At 53.4% G+C, this 15,129-nt stretch carries 18 protein-coding genes and 1 tRNA gene; 17 read left to right on the forward strand and 2 right to left on the reverse strand.

What is annotated here, in order from left to right; all coding sequences use genetic code 11:
* The first annotated feature begins 12 nt into the window (after positions 1–12).
* The 8 genes from ACEW72_RS00300 (at position 13) to ACEW72_RS00335 (ending at position 7,438) form a co-directional block, all read left to right on the forward strand.
* The gene (locus ACEW72_RS00300) at positions 13–630 is read left to right on the forward strand and encodes a flagellar basal body L-ring protein FlgH (protein WP_373474395.1); all 618 of its coding nucleotides are present in this window, start codon (positions 13–15) and stop codon (positions 628–630) included.
* Positions 630–1,718, forward strand: a complete 1,089-nt coding sequence (locus ACEW72_RS00305; RefSeq protein WP_373474378.1) for a flagellar basal body P-ring protein FlgI — start codon at positions 630–632, stop codon at positions 1,716–1,718. The genes ACEW72_RS00300 and ACEW72_RS00305 overlap by 1 nt, the downstream gene beginning before the upstream one ends.
* On the forward strand, positions 1,715–2,032 hold the full coding sequence (locus ACEW72_RS00310; protein WP_373474379.1) for a rod-binding protein: 318 nt from the start codon (positions 1,715–1,717) through the stop codon (positions 2,030–2,032). Before ACEW72_RS00305 ends, ACEW72_RS00310 begins: the two co-directional genes overlap by 4 nt.
* Positions 2,029–3,363 (forward strand): flagellar hook-associated protein FlgK, encoded by a 1,335-nt coding sequence (gene flgK / locus ACEW72_RS00315; RefSeq protein ID WP_373474380.1) that lies wholly within the window; start codon positions 2,029–2,031, stop codon positions 3,361–3,363. The genes ACEW72_RS00310 and flgK overlap by 4 nt, the downstream gene beginning before the upstream one ends.
* A 12-nt stretch (positions 3,364–3,375) precedes the next feature.
* Complete coding sequence (locus ACEW72_RS00320) at positions 3,376–4,206, forward strand: flagellin (RefSeq protein WP_373474381.1); 831 nt, start codon at positions 3,376–3,378, stop codon at positions 4,204–4,206.
* 281 nt (positions 4,207–4,487) lie between these two features.
* Positions 4,488–5,351 carry a flagellar motor stator protein MotA gene (gene motA, locus ACEW72_RS00325; protein ID WP_373474382.1) on the forward strand — a complete coding sequence of 288 codons (864 nt, stop codon included), beginning with the start codon at positions 4,488–4,490 and terminating at the stop codon, positions 5,349–5,351.
* A complete protein-coding gene (locus ACEW72_RS00330; protein ID WP_373474383.1) occupies positions 5,351–6,205 on the forward strand; it encodes a flagellar motor protein MotB in 855 nt (284 codons plus the stop codon). Before motA ends, ACEW72_RS00330 begins: the two co-directional genes overlap by 1 nt.
* Positions 6,206–6,373: 168 nt before the next feature.
* Entirely contained in the window at positions 6,374–7,438 is a 1,065-nt protein-coding gene (locus ACEW72_RS00335) for a sigma-54 interaction domain-containing protein (RefSeq protein WP_373474384.1), read from the forward strand.
* A gap of 45 nt (positions 7,439–7,483) precedes the next feature.
* On the opposite strand, the gene ACEW72_RS00340 is transcribed toward ACEW72_RS00335, so the two are convergent.
* A complete protein-coding gene (locus ACEW72_RS00340; RefSeq protein ID WP_373474385.1) occupies positions 7,484–7,675 on the reverse strand; it encodes a hypothetical protein in 192 nt (63 codons plus the stop codon).
* Positions 7,676–7,847: 172 nt separating this feature from the next.
* On the opposite strand from ACEW72_RS00340, the gene ACEW72_RS00345 reads away from it, so the two are divergent.
* The 9 genes from ACEW72_RS00345 to ACEW72_RS00385 all read left to right on the forward strand — a co-directional run bounded on the left by ACEW72_RS00345 (position 7,848) and on the right by ACEW72_RS00385 (position 13,287).
* Positions 7,848–7,934, forward strand: a tRNA-Leu gene (locus tag ACEW72_RS00345).
* 216 nt (positions 7,935–8,150) lie between these two features.
* Positions 8,151–8,348: an AlpA family phage regulatory protein gene (locus tag ACEW72_RS00350; RefSeq protein ID WP_373474386.1), complete on the forward strand. Its 198-nt coding sequence runs from the start codon at positions 8,151–8,153 to the stop codon at positions 8,346–8,348.
* A 112-nt stretch (positions 8,349–8,460) separates the two neighbouring features.
* A complete protein-coding gene (locus ACEW72_RS00355) occupies positions 8,461–9,147 on the forward strand; it encodes a hypothetical protein (RefSeq protein WP_373474387.1) in 687 nt (228 codons plus the stop codon).
* Positions 9,148–9,194: 47 nt separating this feature from the next.
* Entirely contained in the window at positions 9,195–9,671 is a 477-nt protein-coding gene (locus ACEW72_RS00360) for a TIR domain-containing protein (protein ID WP_373474388.1), read from the forward strand.
* Positions 9,608–10,306: a hypothetical protein gene (locus tag ACEW72_RS00365; RefSeq protein WP_373474389.1), complete on the forward strand. Its 699-nt coding sequence runs from the start codon at positions 9,608–9,610 to the stop codon at positions 10,304–10,306. Before ACEW72_RS00360 ends, ACEW72_RS00365 begins: the two co-directional genes overlap by 64 nt.
* Complete coding sequence (locus tag ACEW72_RS00370; protein WP_373474390.1) at positions 10,299–11,432, forward strand: pyrophosphatase; 1,134 nt, start codon at positions 10,299–10,301, stop codon at positions 11,430–11,432. The genes ACEW72_RS00365 and ACEW72_RS00370 overlap by 8 nt, the downstream gene beginning before the upstream one ends.
* Before the next feature lie 12 nt (positions 11,433–11,444).
* Positions 11,445–12,095: a uracil-DNA glycosylase gene (locus ACEW72_RS00375; RefSeq protein WP_373474391.1), complete on the forward strand. Its 651-nt coding sequence runs from the start codon at positions 11,445–11,447 to the stop codon at positions 12,093–12,095.
* Positions 12,096–12,697: 602 nt separating this feature from the next.
* Positions 12,698–12,835 carry a hypothetical protein gene (locus ACEW72_RS00380; protein ID WP_373474392.1) on the forward strand — a complete coding sequence of 46 codons (138 nt, stop codon included), beginning with the start codon at positions 12,698–12,700 and terminating at the stop codon, positions 12,833–12,835.
* A gap of 107 nt (positions 12,836–12,942) precedes the next feature.
* The gene (locus ACEW72_RS00385) at positions 12,943–13,287 is read left to right on the forward strand and encodes a hypothetical protein (protein WP_373474393.1); all 345 of its coding nucleotides are present in this window, start codon (positions 12,943–12,945) and stop codon (positions 13,285–13,287) included.
* A 416-nt stretch (positions 13,288–13,703) separates the two neighbouring features.
* Here the strand turns inward: ACEW72_RS00385 and ACEW72_RS00390 are convergent, their stop codons facing one another.
* A complete protein-coding gene (locus ACEW72_RS00390) occupies positions 13,704–14,837 on the reverse strand; it encodes a hypothetical protein (protein ID WP_373474394.1) in 1,134 nt (377 codons plus the stop codon).
* Positions 14,838–15,129 lie beyond the last annotated feature (292 nt).

A 15,129-nucleotide genomic window follows, 5' to 3' on the forward strand; every position in this document is an offset into this window, starting at 1 on the left:
TTGGTGATGGCTATGCCTGCGCCAGTATTCGCCAAAGAGGGTAAAATAGCTGAAAATTTCACGCCCACTGCGCCAGTCGTGCCGGTCAATGTGCCGACAAATGGCGCAATTTTCCTGTCCGATAATTATAGCCCGCTGACATCAGGCGCGCGCGCGAGCCGTGTCGGAGATTTGCTGACCATCATTCTTGTCGAAAGAATGAGCGCCAGCAAAAGCAACAGCGCGACAACCGGCCGCACCGGCAGCGTCGGTCTGACACCGCCCACAACGGGTCCTTTGAACCTGTTTAGTCCAAGTGATGTAAACATCAGCGGCGATCAGTCGTTTAATGGCAAAGGTGAAGCCTCGCAATCCAATGCGCTGTCCGGAGAAGTAAGTGTGACCGTTGCCGCTATCTATCCCAATGGAACGATGCTGGTCAAAGGCGAAAAGTTCGTCACATTGAACCGTGGCGATGAAAAAGTGCAGTTTTCAGGCATTGTGCGTCTAGCCGACATCAGCGTCGACAATCGCGTGCCGTCAACCCGCGTCGCCGATGCCCGCATCCGGTACACCGGCAAGGGCGAAATCGCGCGCGGCAGCTCGCAAGGTTGGCTGCAACGTTTCTTCTCCAGAATAAGTCCATTCTGATGCGCGCGCTGCTTATCCTCATCGCCCTTTTCTTTTCAGCTTCGGCCCATGCCGAACGAATCAAGGATATGGGCCAGTTCGATGGCCTTCGGGCCAACCAGCTCACCGGCTATGGCGTGGTCGTCGGCCTTGCCGGAACCGGCGATGACAGCCTCGATTATGCAACCCAAGGCGTCAAAGGCGCGATTTCGCGCTTTGGCGTGAACTTGCCTGCGGGCATCAACCCTGCGCTGAAAAATGCCGCAGCAGTCGTGATTACTGCAGAATTGCCTCCTTTTGCAAAACCTGGCCAACGTCTTGACGTCACCGTTTCCGCACTTGGCAAGGCCAAGTCGCTGCGTGGCGGTACTTTGGTAATGGCGCCGCTTTATGGTGCAGATGGCCAGATTTACGCGATGGCACAGGGCAACCTTGTCGTCGGCGGCCTGGGCGTTGACGCCGCGGACGGTTCCAAACTTTCCGTCAACATTCCGTCCGCCGGCCGCATCGGCAGCGGCGCAACCGTTGAACGCAGCGTGGATACCGGTTTTGCCCAAAGCCCGCATTTAACGTTCAACCTGGCGCAACAGGATATCAGCAACGCTGGATTGGTTGCCGATGCGATCAACCGGCAATTGGGCGGCGATGTGGCCCACGCTATCGATGGCGCATCAATCCGCATAAATGCCCCCACGGGCGGTGAAACCCGCATTCGCATGATGGGGGTAATCGAAAACATCGAGATCAAAAAGGCACAGCCACCTGCCCGCGTAATCGTCAACGCCCGAACCGGAACGGTTGTCATCAACGGCGCGGTTCGTGTCGGGCCAGCGGCGGTGAGTCATGGCAAGCTGACCGTCAAGGTCGATGAAAATCCAACCGTGGTTCAACCCGCACCCTTTAGCCGTGGTGAAACCGCCATTGAACCTTCGAGCGACATTGCCATTCAGGAAAATACCAATCCTGCCTTTTTATGGGATAAAGGCGCATCGCTCTCCGATATTGTGAAGGCGATAAACAAGCTGAATGTTTCACCCGGCGATCTTGTCGCCATATTGGAGGCATTGTCGCAAGCCGGTGCCTTAAGCGCGGAGCTTGTTATCATATGACACCTGTATCGCGCCTTGCACCTTCTGTTCCCGCGGCTTCTGCGCCAGACCCTGCCTTGCGAAAGGCAGCCGAGGCATTCGAAGCGGTGATGCTGCGCCAGATGATGGCGAGCATGCGGCAGGCGAAGCTGGGTGACGATCTGTTCGGGTCCAGCGCAACCGAAAATTTCCGCGAAATGTCCGATGCCAAGATGGCCGACACGATGGCCAGCCTGCGTCAGTTCGGAATTGCGGATTTGGTGGAACGGCAATTGACGAAAAACTCCGCAACCCCTGCCACAACGCAGGCTGAACCCAAAGGAACATCCAGATGAGCGACCTTCTCGCCATCGGCGCGTCCGGTATCAAAGCCTATGGACAAGCGCTTTCGGTAGTCGGTGATAATATCGCCAACGCCCAAACCGAAGGTTATGTCCGCCGCAGCGTGCGTCTGGCCGAAGCACCATCGGGCGGCGATATTGTCCTGTCGCGCAACAGCATCCGTCCGGGCGGCGTCACGGCAGCCGGGGTAACACGGTCGATCGATATGTGGCTGGTTGATGATGCCCGCGTTGCAGGCGGCGAAGCGTCTCGGCAAAGCGCAAAACTCGATTGGGTGACTGCTACCGAATCTGTGCTTGCCGACGGCGGCGCAGGTATCGGTAATGCGGTGACCTCGGTGTTTACCGCCGCCGAACAACTGAGTGGCAATCCCGGCAACGATACATTGCGCCGCCAGTTTCTGTCATCCGTTGATAAAAGTGCAGCGAATTTCCGCCGAACCGCAAGTGCGCTCGGTTCCGCAGCGACCGGCGTTGCCACCGAAGCGCAAGGCGCAGCTACACAGTTGAATTCGGACTTGTCGGCTTTGTCGCGAATAAATGACGGTTTACGCCGCGCACGCGCCGGATCAAGCAACGAAGCAACATTGCTCGACGAGCGTGATCGCCTTGTCGGCAATATATCTAACGCGACCGACATTGTTGTGTCTTATGATGCCAGAGGCGCAGCCATTGTCCGCACACCATCGGGCGATGCATTGGTCGATGGTCCCATAACAGCGAACATATCAGTCACGGTCGCTGCAAATGGCACCATAGGCTATGGCATCAACCCCGGAGCAACCGGCGTGTTGAACCCGGGATCAGGATTGCTAGCCGGGCTGCAAGATGCGTCCAGCCATATCGCCGGTCAGCGCACGTCACTGGACTCGCTTGCCTCGCAATTTGCCACAGAACTGAATGCCGCCCATCAAGCGGGAACCGATGCCAATGGCAATCCCGGTGCCGCTTTGCTCAATTTTAACGGCGGTGCTGCTGCAATGGTCGCGGTTGCATTAGCGCCCGATGATGTTGCCGCTGCAAACGGGTCGAGCTTGAATGGTAATATGCTCTCGATGAACAATCTGCGTGGCCTCGGTGGGATAGAGCAGAACGTTACCGCGATGATCGCAGCGCAGGCGCAAACCACCGCGGCTGCCCGTGCACAAGAGGCCGCCGCCAGCAGCAGACGGGATGGTTCATTTGCCGCTCGCGACGCGATTGGCGCTGTCGATCTCGATCGGGAAGCTGCAGAATTGCTGCGCTTTCAACAAGCTTATGAGGCGGCAGCACGCACCATTCAGGTTGCACGTGAAACTATGCAATCGCTTTTGAACATATTTTAAGGTGGGTTCGAAATGATCAACGCAACCGGCAACAGGATGACCCAGGAAATCCAACGGCAGTCACGCATGGCGCGACAGATTGCCGAAAAGCAAATCCAGATTTCGACAGGCAGACGCCTGCAACGGGCATCGGACAATCCCGTGGCAACGGCGCGTGTAGCTGATCTGGCGCGATCACAAGCCAATGATAAGGCGCGCGCTGCAAATATTAATCTTGGCATCACTTTGACCGCGCAGGCGGACGGCAGCTTGCGTCAAATGTCAGGTTTGCTGGCACGCGCCAAAGAGCTTACATTAGCCGGCGCAAACGGCGCTACTTCAGCGGCGGACAGGGGCGCGTTAGCACTTGAGCTTGCGACAATTGCCGACGAAATCGACGCGATGGCTGCGGCAAAATCGGCCACGGGTCAGCCTTTGTTTGCGACCGGTTCCAATATGCCGATCCGTTTCGACGATAATGCTACCTTCGCACCCGTTCCGACACGCGCAGAGGCATTTGATGTAGCCGGTGTTTCGATATCGCAAATCATCCGGGATGCAGCGGCGGCGGTTACGGCGGGTAACGCGGCACAAATAGATATTTCAAATACCGCAGTAGATAGTGCCATTAACCATACAGCCGATATGGCTGCAGCCGTCGGGATAAACGCTGCCCGTCTTGAACGCATAAATGAAGACCGCGAACTGCGTTCGATCAGTATCAGGGCAGAACGGTCTGCACTTGAAGATACCGATTTAAGTTCAGCGATTGCTGAGTTGAATGGCATGACATTGACATTGGAAGCGGCCCAAGCCGCATTTGCGCGTATTAACCGAAGGACGTTGATGGACATTCTGAATTAGGATCAGCGCGCGAACTGAACGGCTGTGCTTATTTTTCGTCAAAAGAAATAAGAATAGAAGAAATTAAAGGATGTGCCGTCAGGCATATGTCGCCCGCCTGTTCCTTTTTCCCTTTTTCCTTCTGACGAAAAATTATCACAATCCGGCAATGCCGCAGGACGGTTTGATTTTAACACCACACTTCGGCCCCTTCCGCACAGCATCCTGAAAAAACTGCTTAATATCTCGTAGCCTCTGCCGTTTACCATGATTGAAGAACGCGTATAGAGGCCAGCCATTTCATGTTTGCAGTTGTCGGTATCATCGTCCTCTTGGTCATGGTGTTTGGTGGATTCGCCCTCACCGGTGGCGATCTTGGACCTATTATGCATGCGTTACCGCATGAGATGCTGATTATCGGTGGAGCGTGTCTTGGCGCACTCATCATCGGCAACTCTGCCAAGGAATTGAAGGCATTGGGCGGAGGTCTCGCGAAGGTCTTCAAAGGTCCGCAGTATAACAAGCAAGACTATCTGGACTGCATTTTCCTTGTGTCGAAACTGATGAAGATGCTGAAGACCGAAGGCCCGGTGGCGGTTGAACCGCATATCGAGGATCCGGCCAATTCCACATTGTTCAGCGAATATCCAAAATTATTGAAAGACCAAGTGCTGGTCCATCTGATTTGCGACACATTGCGGTTGGTTGTCGTGTCGTCGGGAACGCTTGACCCCTATGCCGTCGAAGAAGTCATGGATAACAGCATCAAGAACCATCACCATCATATCGTGAAGCCTGCCGAAGGTCTGCAAGGCATGGCCGACGCACTTCCTGCGCTCGGGATTGTAGCTGCGGTATTGGGCGTCGTTAAGACGATGGGATCAATCGACAAGCCCCCTGCGATCTTGGGCGGCATGATTGGCTCCGCGTTGGTCGGCACCTTTTTGGGTGTGCTGCTGGCTTATGGTCTTGTCGGCCCTTTTGCCAACCGTGCCAAACAGGTAATCGAGGCCGATGCCGCCATCTATCATGTCGTCAAACAGATGATTATCGCCTCGCTGCATGGCCATCCGCAGCCGTTGGTCATCGAAGCCGCCCGTTCGGGTATCGAACATAGCAACCAGCCGAGCTTTGCCGAAGTATTTGACGGTATGCGGGGGCGGTAATGGCCAGAGCAAACGAACCCGTTCGCCCGGTAATCGTCAAGAAAATCTATGAGGCACCGCATAGCGGGCATCATGGCGGTGCATGGAAAGTGGCTTATGCCGACTTTGTGACCGCAATGATGGCGTTTTTCCTTTTGATGTGGTTGCTCGGCGCGACCACTGAAAAGCAACGCAAGGCCTTGGCCGACTATTTTTCGCCTACGTTGGTGTCGAGCAAGCAGGATAGCGCCGGATCGACCAGCTTCTTTGGCGGGGATTCGATTACCTCGGTCGACAAATATCCACATCGTGCAGGTCAGACCGGCACCCGCAGCATGACCATCCCACGCGATGCAACAGGTGGACCGAAGGAAGCATCCGGCATTGGCAAGGATCGGCAAAAATTTCAGGAGGTCCGCAAGGCGTTGCTGACCAAGTTGATGGAACGCAAAGAAGTAAGGCGCATAGCCAAAAGCCTGCGCTTTACCGAAACGCGCGATGGATTGCGGATCGATATGGTGGACGAAGCCAATTTTTCCATGTTCATATCGGGCACCGATATATTGACGCCAGATGCCAACCGGCTGTTGGGTGACGTCGGCGCGAGCATCTCGGACTTGCCCAATGGCCTTATCATTCGCGGGCATACCGACGCGCAGCCAACATCCAGCCGGCTGGGCGTCAATAACTGGCAATTGTCCTCCGCCCGTGCCGAAGCTACCCGCGCCTCGCTCGCCCGCGCAGGTGTCTCACCGAACAGGTTTGTCCGTATCGAAGGCGTGGCTGACCGCGAAGCCTATATCCGCGACAACCCCTACGACCCCCGCAACCGGCGCATGTCGATCACCCTGGGATGGCGCACGGTTTCGGATTAGCGCGGAAATGATATCCAAAATGGATATGTCTGTTTACAAAATTTGACAATTTACCCCAACTTTAATCCGTTTCGGATTAGTTAACGCTTGGGGCCAGGTTTGTTAGTATTTCGTTTACCATGATTGGCAAAAACCGGGGCCAAGGCAGTCATCCGACAGGAAAAAAGCATGGTAACGTCAATGGTTCAAACATCCGCAAAATACGAAAAGCCCGTTTCTATAGAAGAAATGCTGATCGGTAAAAGCCCCATTATGGGGACGCTGCGCGACATGGTCCGCCGGGTTGCCAATTCATCCGCTTCAGTGATGATTTGCGGCCCTTCGGGTTGCGGCAAGGAAGTTGTCGCCCGCGCCATCCACAACGCCAGCCCGCGCACCGCCAAGCCTTATGTTGCCCTGAACTGTGGTGCCATTCCGGCCGAGCTGATTGAATCAGAATTGTTCGGACACGAACGCGGTGCATTTACAGGAGCACAAGCCCGTCGCACCGGTCATTTTGAAAATGCCGACAAGGGTACGCTCTTTCTCGACGAAATCGGCGATATGCGGTTCGATATGCAGGTCAAACTTCTGCGTGTTTTGGAAGATGGTCTGATTTCGCGTATTGGCGGAAACAGCAACATCCCCGTCGACGTCCGCATCATTTCAGCAACGCATCAGAAAATCGACAAGGCCATTCTTGACGGCCGTTTTCGCGAAGACCTGTTTTTCCGCCTTGGTGTAGTCGTTTTGCAGGTACCGGATCTGGCTTCGCGGGTTGAAGATATTCCACAGTTGATCGCCCATTTCCAAAAAGGTCGCACCGGCCAGCTTTGCCAGTTTGATGACAGCGCAATCCAGCGTTTGTCGATGCACGATTGGCCGGGCAATGTCCGCGAATTGCGAAATGTGATCGAACGCGCCAATATCCTTTTCAGCGGCGAAAAAATTGACGCCTTTGGGGTCGATCAGCTCTTGGGCCGTAGCCTGCCAAAATTGGCCGCCGTGCCTGCCCTGCCGGTAGTCGTCGATACGCTAGACCTTGTTCTGCCAGCAGCCGATGCCGCGCCGCAGCCATTCGGTGCGCCCATCGACCTGAAGGCACAGATCGAGCGGATGGAACTGGAGCGCATACAGATGGCTTTGATCCACGCCGAAGGCGTCATTTCAGAGGCCGCGCGCCTACTCACACTAAAGCGCACGACTCTAATCGAGAAAATGCGGAAGTACCGCCTCGAAAAAATCGCTGCCTAATAGAAATCAACCAAAGGCATATCATCACGTTGCCGATATTGGCGGTCACGTTGCTTGCGATCCTGTTCCGGCGATTTTGGGAAGGCAGATTCTGCCCTGATTATCTGCACCGTCGCCGTTCCCACCCGGCTGACGCGTGGCGGCGCGTTCGGTACGGTCGCCGGCGACGCTGCCAGCAACAAGGGCAAAAGCGATATCACAGCCAAATAATAACGCCGCTTTAACCATATCGCGCAAGCGGAATAGAAGGCAAATATCCAAAACATACCCGCCATCAAACGACCAATTGGTCCCAAAGTTAAAACTGTACCGTTATGCGACAGCCACTTGAATGGCGCGGTCAGCACAAAGCCTGTTGCGCGCACCGGACCGCTTTGCTAGGGGCGGCGTCCTACCTGTCGAGGCGCGTGCGGCCATGGCGGAATTGGTAGACGCGCAACGTTGAGGTCGTTGTGGGCGAAAGCCCGTGGAAGTTCGAGTCTTCTTGGCCGCACCATTTTCAAATTTATCTATCTGACTTTAATATATAAACTTGAAATTGGTGATTTCAGACCACCTTATAAACCACCCCTATTCGTGCGAAGGCTTGCGCCATTATGCGCCGCCTTGAGAAGCATATTTCCCAATCACACCTTTGCTGATAGCCTCACCAAACCTCGGGGTATTGTCGTAACCGGGGCATCGCGATGCTCCCTTTTAAGGGATTATCGTGATGAGGATACTATCAAAGCGTCAAGTGAAGGAGCTGGTTCTATATTCACCGCAGCACATTGCACGGTTGGAACGGGTCGGGCAATTCCCCAAGCGGGTACACCTTGGCCCCGCCCGAGTGGGATGGGTTGAGGCTGAAGTACTGGATTGGCTCCAGAAGCGGTTAGATCGCAGAGAAGCGCCTACCCGACACTCCTAACTAAAGGAGCGGGTGGCCGGGATTGCAAGCCCGGTCACCCTTTTCATTCTTGAAGCAACTACCGTGATTTACGTCACGTGACTTCTGGCGAGACCAGTAGTATTCCAATCGAATGAGTATACCCAATGCAGTTCCTGATCCCGACAAGGTGACACCACTTATTGAGCTAGGGTGGAACAACGCCGACTGGCTGTTTTCCCTAACCGTCAGCGCTTGGGTTATGCTGGCAATTGTTGTGATTACCTTGGCGCTGTTGATATGGCGCTATGTAGCTGGCGGCTTTGCATTCAAGTCTTTCGAGATTGACCAAGCCGACATCGGCATTGGCAGCCAAAAGTTCAGCTTCAAGCCCAATATGATCGACAAGCAGGTCGCATACGCCATCTGGGTTGAGCTTAGCACCCGAAAGATTGGCCTCCCAATCGACTTTGACAATGATGTTGTCTCCGAAATCTATGATTCGTGGCACGGCTTTTTCACCGTAACGAGGGATTTGGTGAAGGGTATTCCCGCCCAAAAGGTGCGAAGAGATAGCACCCAAAAGATCATTCGGCTGTCTATTGAAGTGTTGAACGAAGGCCTACGCCCCCATCTGACCCGCTGGCAGGCACGATTCCGTCACTGGTATGACCGCGAACTGAAAAAGTATGATGCGGGCGCAGGAGAAGAAGTGCTGGACCCGCAACACATTCAAGAAAGATTCCCTAGATTTGACGAGTTGAAGGCCGACATGGAACGAGTAAACCAGTCGCTTATCAAATACCGCCAACAAATGTATCGGTTGGTTTTGAAAGATTGACTCCGCCGCCTAAATCGAAGAACATATCAAGAATACGAGGGGCGTTTATGGCCGATCAAACAAAGAATGTGTTCATCAGCCACATCCATGAGGATGATGCTGGATTGGTTAAGATCAAGGACTTGCTGGCCAAGGGCAGCATGACCATTCGGGATTCCTCGATTAATTCCAGTAACCCAAACAACGCCAAGTCGGAGGATTACATCAAATCCCATATTTTGGCACCGCAGATCAAATGGGCTGGGACGCTGGTGGTTTATGTGTCACCCGACACCAAGAACAGCAAATGGGTAAATTGGGAAATTGAATATGCCCAGAAGCTTGGGAAACGGATTGTCGGTGTTTGGGAGCATGGCGCTAAGGATTGCGATTTGCCCGAGGCCCTTACCAACTATGCAGATGCGATGGTTGGCTGGACCGGAACTTCCATCATTGATGCGATAAATGGTGACTGTGATGTATGGCAAAAGTCGGATGGCACCGCCTTTCCGACTCGCGGCATTACCCGTCATCCCTGTGGCTAACGGGCTGCGTGTCGAGACTGTTTTCTTACGTCGTCAGATATGACAGTGGCTTTGCGCCTAATCCATTTTACGGCTTTTGCACCCTTGTGACCTGCAAACCAACTATTCGGTATGCTGCTAAAGTCGGAGATTGGATTGTTGGAACCGGTAGTGCGGCAAAAAAGAGCCAACGCGGAAATCGCTTGGTTCACGCAATGAACGTTTCCGAAACCACGGACTTTCGCTCCTACTGGAATGACCCTAGATTCGCGCGCAAGAGGCCTATGCGTCAAGGAGGTCGCAAACAAAGCTGTGGCGATAACATATACTATCGCAACGCGGTCGACAGCGCATGGCTGCAACTGGACTCGTTCCACACACATGCGGATGGGTCGCTCAAGCCTGAACACGTTGCTCGTGATACCGGCACTGACCGGATATTGATCAGCGATGATTATTACTACTTTGGCGGCGAAGGCCCAGAGATTCCGGCCTGCTTCCGTGACCCCGATCGTTACGACTTGTGCCGTAAGATTAGGCAGCGAAAACGGCAGGAAGATGAAGGCTGGATTGCCGAGTTTGTAGCATGGCTACGAACCATTGGTGAACCTGGCTATTATGGCAGACCGCTAGATTGGGTGCTCGAAGATGGCTGAAGCGAACTCTCATTCCACCATGTTAATTGGCGACTATGTCAGGGACGTAGCGCCGACTGACAAAATGCCACCTGAGATCAAGCCCGTTTTGTTCGGATTGTTTGGTGAGGTAGGCGGCATAATGACCGCTGCCAAAAAGTATCACCGTGAAGGGGCCGTATTCGTCGGTTATCGCGGGATGGTTGAGGAAGAGTTCGGTGACACACTTTGGTATCTGACTGCACTGTGCCGTCGGCTAGAATTGTCGCTCGAAGCCCTGTTGAGCAAAGTCGTTTCCAGCGATGACTACACGTCAATCCTTGCCGCCAGCGACATGGAAAACGGCACATTGTCTCACATTGTCATGCCTCGCGAGGTTGCTGAGCTGGACGACGCATTGCTGACATTGGGTGCTGCTGCTTCAAATTTGCTTCAACTCGCCGACAACGCTGATAATGCAGAGAGCCTGCTTATTCCGTTCATCGACTGCTACTTGAAAACCTTGCAGGTTTCCACTTTGTCCTTTGGAGACGTGACGCGAAGCAACTTAGCGAAGACGCGAGGTCGTTTTGTTGCTCCAGACGCTGCTACCCTGCCGACCTTTGACGACCAGTTTGAAGCCGAAGAGCAACTCCTTGATCATTTCGAGATTGAGTTCACGCAGCGTGAAAGTGGGCAATGCTACTTGCGTTGGAATGGCGTCTTCATCGGCGATCCGCTCACAGATAATATCCTTGATGCCGACGATTATCGTTTCCACGACGTATTCCACTTCGCCCATGCGGCAATTCTGCACTGGTCGTCCGTCATGCGCGCGTTGATCAAGCAAAAGCGCAAGAGTGACAAAAAGGTGGACGAAGCGCAGGATGGCGGACGGTCGATTGTTGTCGAAGAAGGACTAACTGCGTGGATATTTTCGCGGGCCAAAGACCATAAATACTTTGAAGATCAGAAGTCGATTTCGTTCGATATGCTCAAAACGATTGCCGATTTTGTGAGAGGGTATGAGGTTGAAGATTGTCCCTTGAACCTCTGGGAGCGCGCCATCCTTGATGGATATGCGGTGTTTCGGAAGGTGCGGGAAAATAAGGGCGGGGTTGTAATTGGTGATCGAAAAAGCCGGACGATAACGTATAGACCCCTTTGATCGGGGTCTGTGATGAAGCCAGTTGAGTTTGTGAGGCAGCTAAGCGCGGTGCGCTTTGAGCATACATTTAATCCCTACGCCGACCAATGCGCCGTTCATGACCTACCGGACGCCGCACAAAAGCGAGCCACCGCCCTTTCAGCTATCCTTGATGCAACCTGCAAAGTTGAAATCGACTCGCTCTGGATTGGCCGTGACCTTGGGTATCGAGGAGGAAGGCGCACGGGTTTGGCGTTGACCGATGATGTTCATGTCACCGCCCATGCCCATCGATGGAATGTGGCATTAACGCGTCATACGGGAGGATTGCCAGTGTCCGAACGCACCGCGTCAGTGATTTGGGGAATGCTCGATCAAATCACAGTTCCGGTGTTCCTTTGGAATGTCTTTCCATTGCATCCCCATGCGCCGGGTAACCCATTCACGAATCGGCTTCACAATGTGCGGGAGCGCCGAGCCGGGGAAGAGATACTCAGCCAATTGGTAGCCCTGCTTAGACCGAAGCGGATCATTGCGCTGGGCAATGACGCGGATAAGGCAGCGAGACGTTTTGCAGAAACGAGCAGGGTGATTAAGGCAAGGCATCCGAGTTATGGAGGGCAGACAGAGTTTCTCCGGCAAATGGGCGACGCTTATGGCGTTGTAGAAAAGCGCCTTTTGTAGCCGGAATCTGTATGCCATCATGCACCTATTTCACTTCCTATCATAATTGGCTTACTTGGGCAGATATGCCTGACGGGTTGCTACTGCTGCGCTTTAACACGGCGACGCCGAGAAACTGTTACCGAAGTCGCTTCCAAAGGGTTAAATCTAACTTCCCGCAGCAAAATTATTACACTCAAAGCAAGAATATTTGCATTGGAGCCATGCAGCCGGACAGCGGACTAAACTACACGCTTGAAAGAATATCCCTGATATTTCACTTCAAGGACAATGGCTTATGCGCAACGGTAACTTAATACCCGTTCTTAAATACGTTAACCTATCATTAACGACCCATCAATTTGAAATTTAATTACAAAATTGGTCACACGAGAGCCACACTTGGTCGCACAAATCACTTGCTCGTGAAATCAAATCATGTTCTCTAGGCAGTAGTATGAAGATGGTCGCGGTTAAGATTCGGTGATGCCGAGTTAAGAATTCGGCAATTTCTGCACCGACTATTGGCCCGGCCGCAATTGCGGAGGATTCCCCAATGTTCACCAATACCACACACCCACAGGCACTGTCATTCACCCCCGTCCTTCCGCTGGAAAGCTGCGATGCCGAAAGCCCACCACTCGCATAGCCCGCTTCGTGGAGCAGGCTATGCGCCTGCCGCAGCGCACCTAACCGGTGCGACGGCACTAAGCCGCGCCATTTCCGGCGCGGCTTTTTCTATGCCGAAAAAGCCACCTTAAAAATAAAAAGGACCCCATCGCCGAAGCGATGAGGTCCAATTGTGCTGGTTAGGTGATCAGACCGACGCCAGCATTTTCGACGACTTCGACTAAGAAGGAGATGCAAAATGTCGATATTTCGCATTTTTTCGCCGAAACTTGTGTTGGCTGCCCTCAAGCGGATTCCGAAGCTTGACTTGATCTGGAACGCGCTGCGGGTCTTCTGGAAGGCCGCCAACCATCAGGGCAGCATAGATCTGCATACGTCGCTCGATCTTTGGCAGGCCGGGAATGGCACGGTCGGCCAACTCGTTACCGAGGTAGGAGCCGAATTTGCGATGTGGTTGATTGTCGAGTTTTTCCAGCCGGACTGTATCGTGGCCTGCATCTTTTTGGCGCTGGGCAAATTGCACGAACGCCTTGAAGGACGCGGACAACGCAAGTCGAATATCTTGCCGATGGACGACAACTAACGACTGGTGAGGCGAAAATTGAAGAACGATTTGTTCGAGGCTGCGGAGCAAGCCTCTATGCTCGGGTGTCTTTACCCATTGTACCATTCGCGGGCGCGGACAGGCAAGGACAGCGGACAAAGCTGTATTCATTGCCCTACGCCAAGTAGGAAGTGGTCGCTAAGGTTGCACAAAGAGAACGCAATCTTCGAACTGATTGCTTGTGAGATATGTCTGTTTATCACATCTCTGCCGTGCACTTTGGCCGTAACCTCCTTGGCCGTGACGTTACGGAATGCAGTCAAAATGACTCAAATCGCTCACCACGCTTTCGTCTGCATGAGTTTTCTACCTATAATTGAATTTGGCAAGTCAAATTCTATCAATAGCCCTATTTCTCTGTATAAATGTGGCTCAACCACTACACCTAATGGCTGCTAATCTCCCTGCATTGTGATTGAAGGCCGATAGACCCAGCCTATCGCTAACTGGTCAGCCAACGGATCACGATATACGACCTTTAACCACCTCGCCTTGCTCTCGTATATAGCCACCGGTGTGTCGTCTGGCAGCACTACAATCAGTTCAGCCTGTCGCTTGGGATGAACGCGGATATAAGCTTTGCGGCGAGCGATGCCGCGCGGCAAATCCGATACAAACGCCTCGTCAATTGCCGCTTCGCCCTCCAGAAATTCTAGGAGTTGCTCGCGGATTTCGCGCACTTCAGTTTGAATGACCGTCAGTTGTTCGCGCTCGGTTTCCGATAGCCCATCGGGTTGCAGCATTTCCCAGATAGCAAGGAATGACAAGATTGCTGCCAGAAAGCCCAACAACCCCATGTCACGCACTTCATTTGATGTATTGCCCTTGAATCGCGAGAACATGCCCGCCAGCGCTTTCAGCAACCCATTGGCGTGACTGACAAACCCTTCCGCACTATCTTCGATGGCCATCGCTTCCATCGCCAAGTGCGCTTCACGAACGTGGCGCACCATCATTGCGTCGATAGTGCTTTGATTGCGCCAAGAGGATTGTTCGTTCGCCAGCCGCTCAAATTGGGCGCTAATGCTGTTGGCCCGGTTGGCAATCTCTTGGAACTGGGAAAGCGTAACAGTTTGCGTGAACGTATCGGTCAGACGCGAACTCTGTATCGCCCGACCGATGAGATCCGAATGGGCATATCCTAATTTACTAACCGCATTAAGTTGCTCGCCCACAGCGAGAGCCAGTTTGCCAAAGTTGCTTGTTCCGGCAGCTTGTTGTTCTGCAATGGCGAGAGACGCTTCGCGCACGGCTGCAATACGCGACCACGAGGTGGGTCGATCAATCAGCGACTGATGTTTTTCAGACATCGCGTACAGTTTGGTTGCATTCTCGGACATTCGAAGCAACGACGGACTGACAGCAGAATCGGCCAGCCGGCTAACGGCGTCCTCGAAGGCAGTGTGCTTCCCTAACAATCCAAATGGGCGAGATAGGCGTTCAACCATCTCTCGCTGGCTTCGCTCGCGTTCGAGCAGCCGGTCGAAAATGCTCAGGCCAAAATTTTTGAAAGGATCATCAAAAGGCATGTGATACCTCTATCCCCATACAGGCAGCATTCCAATCCCTATCCAAACCATCACATCGCTGACTATCATAGCGCATCAGCCAGAATCCGCTTCTGCGACTTCATATTCAGCCCATTCATTATGAACCCACCTCCCACCCGATTCAGCTTGACTGTCCCCCGTCAGCATTCAATAGACACACTGGCTGCATAAAATAGGAGAGTGTTTTGGGTTCATCGTAGTGACTGTAAGGAACGAAGATGAACGCAAAACACTCAAAGCCATCCGCGCAAGCGGTGGTAAAAGACATCCG

Source organism: Sphingorhabdus sp. (genome assembly GCF_041737645.1).
GTDB lineage: Bacteria > Pseudomonadota > Alphaproteobacteria > Sphingomonadales > Sphingomonadaceae > Sphingorhabdus_B.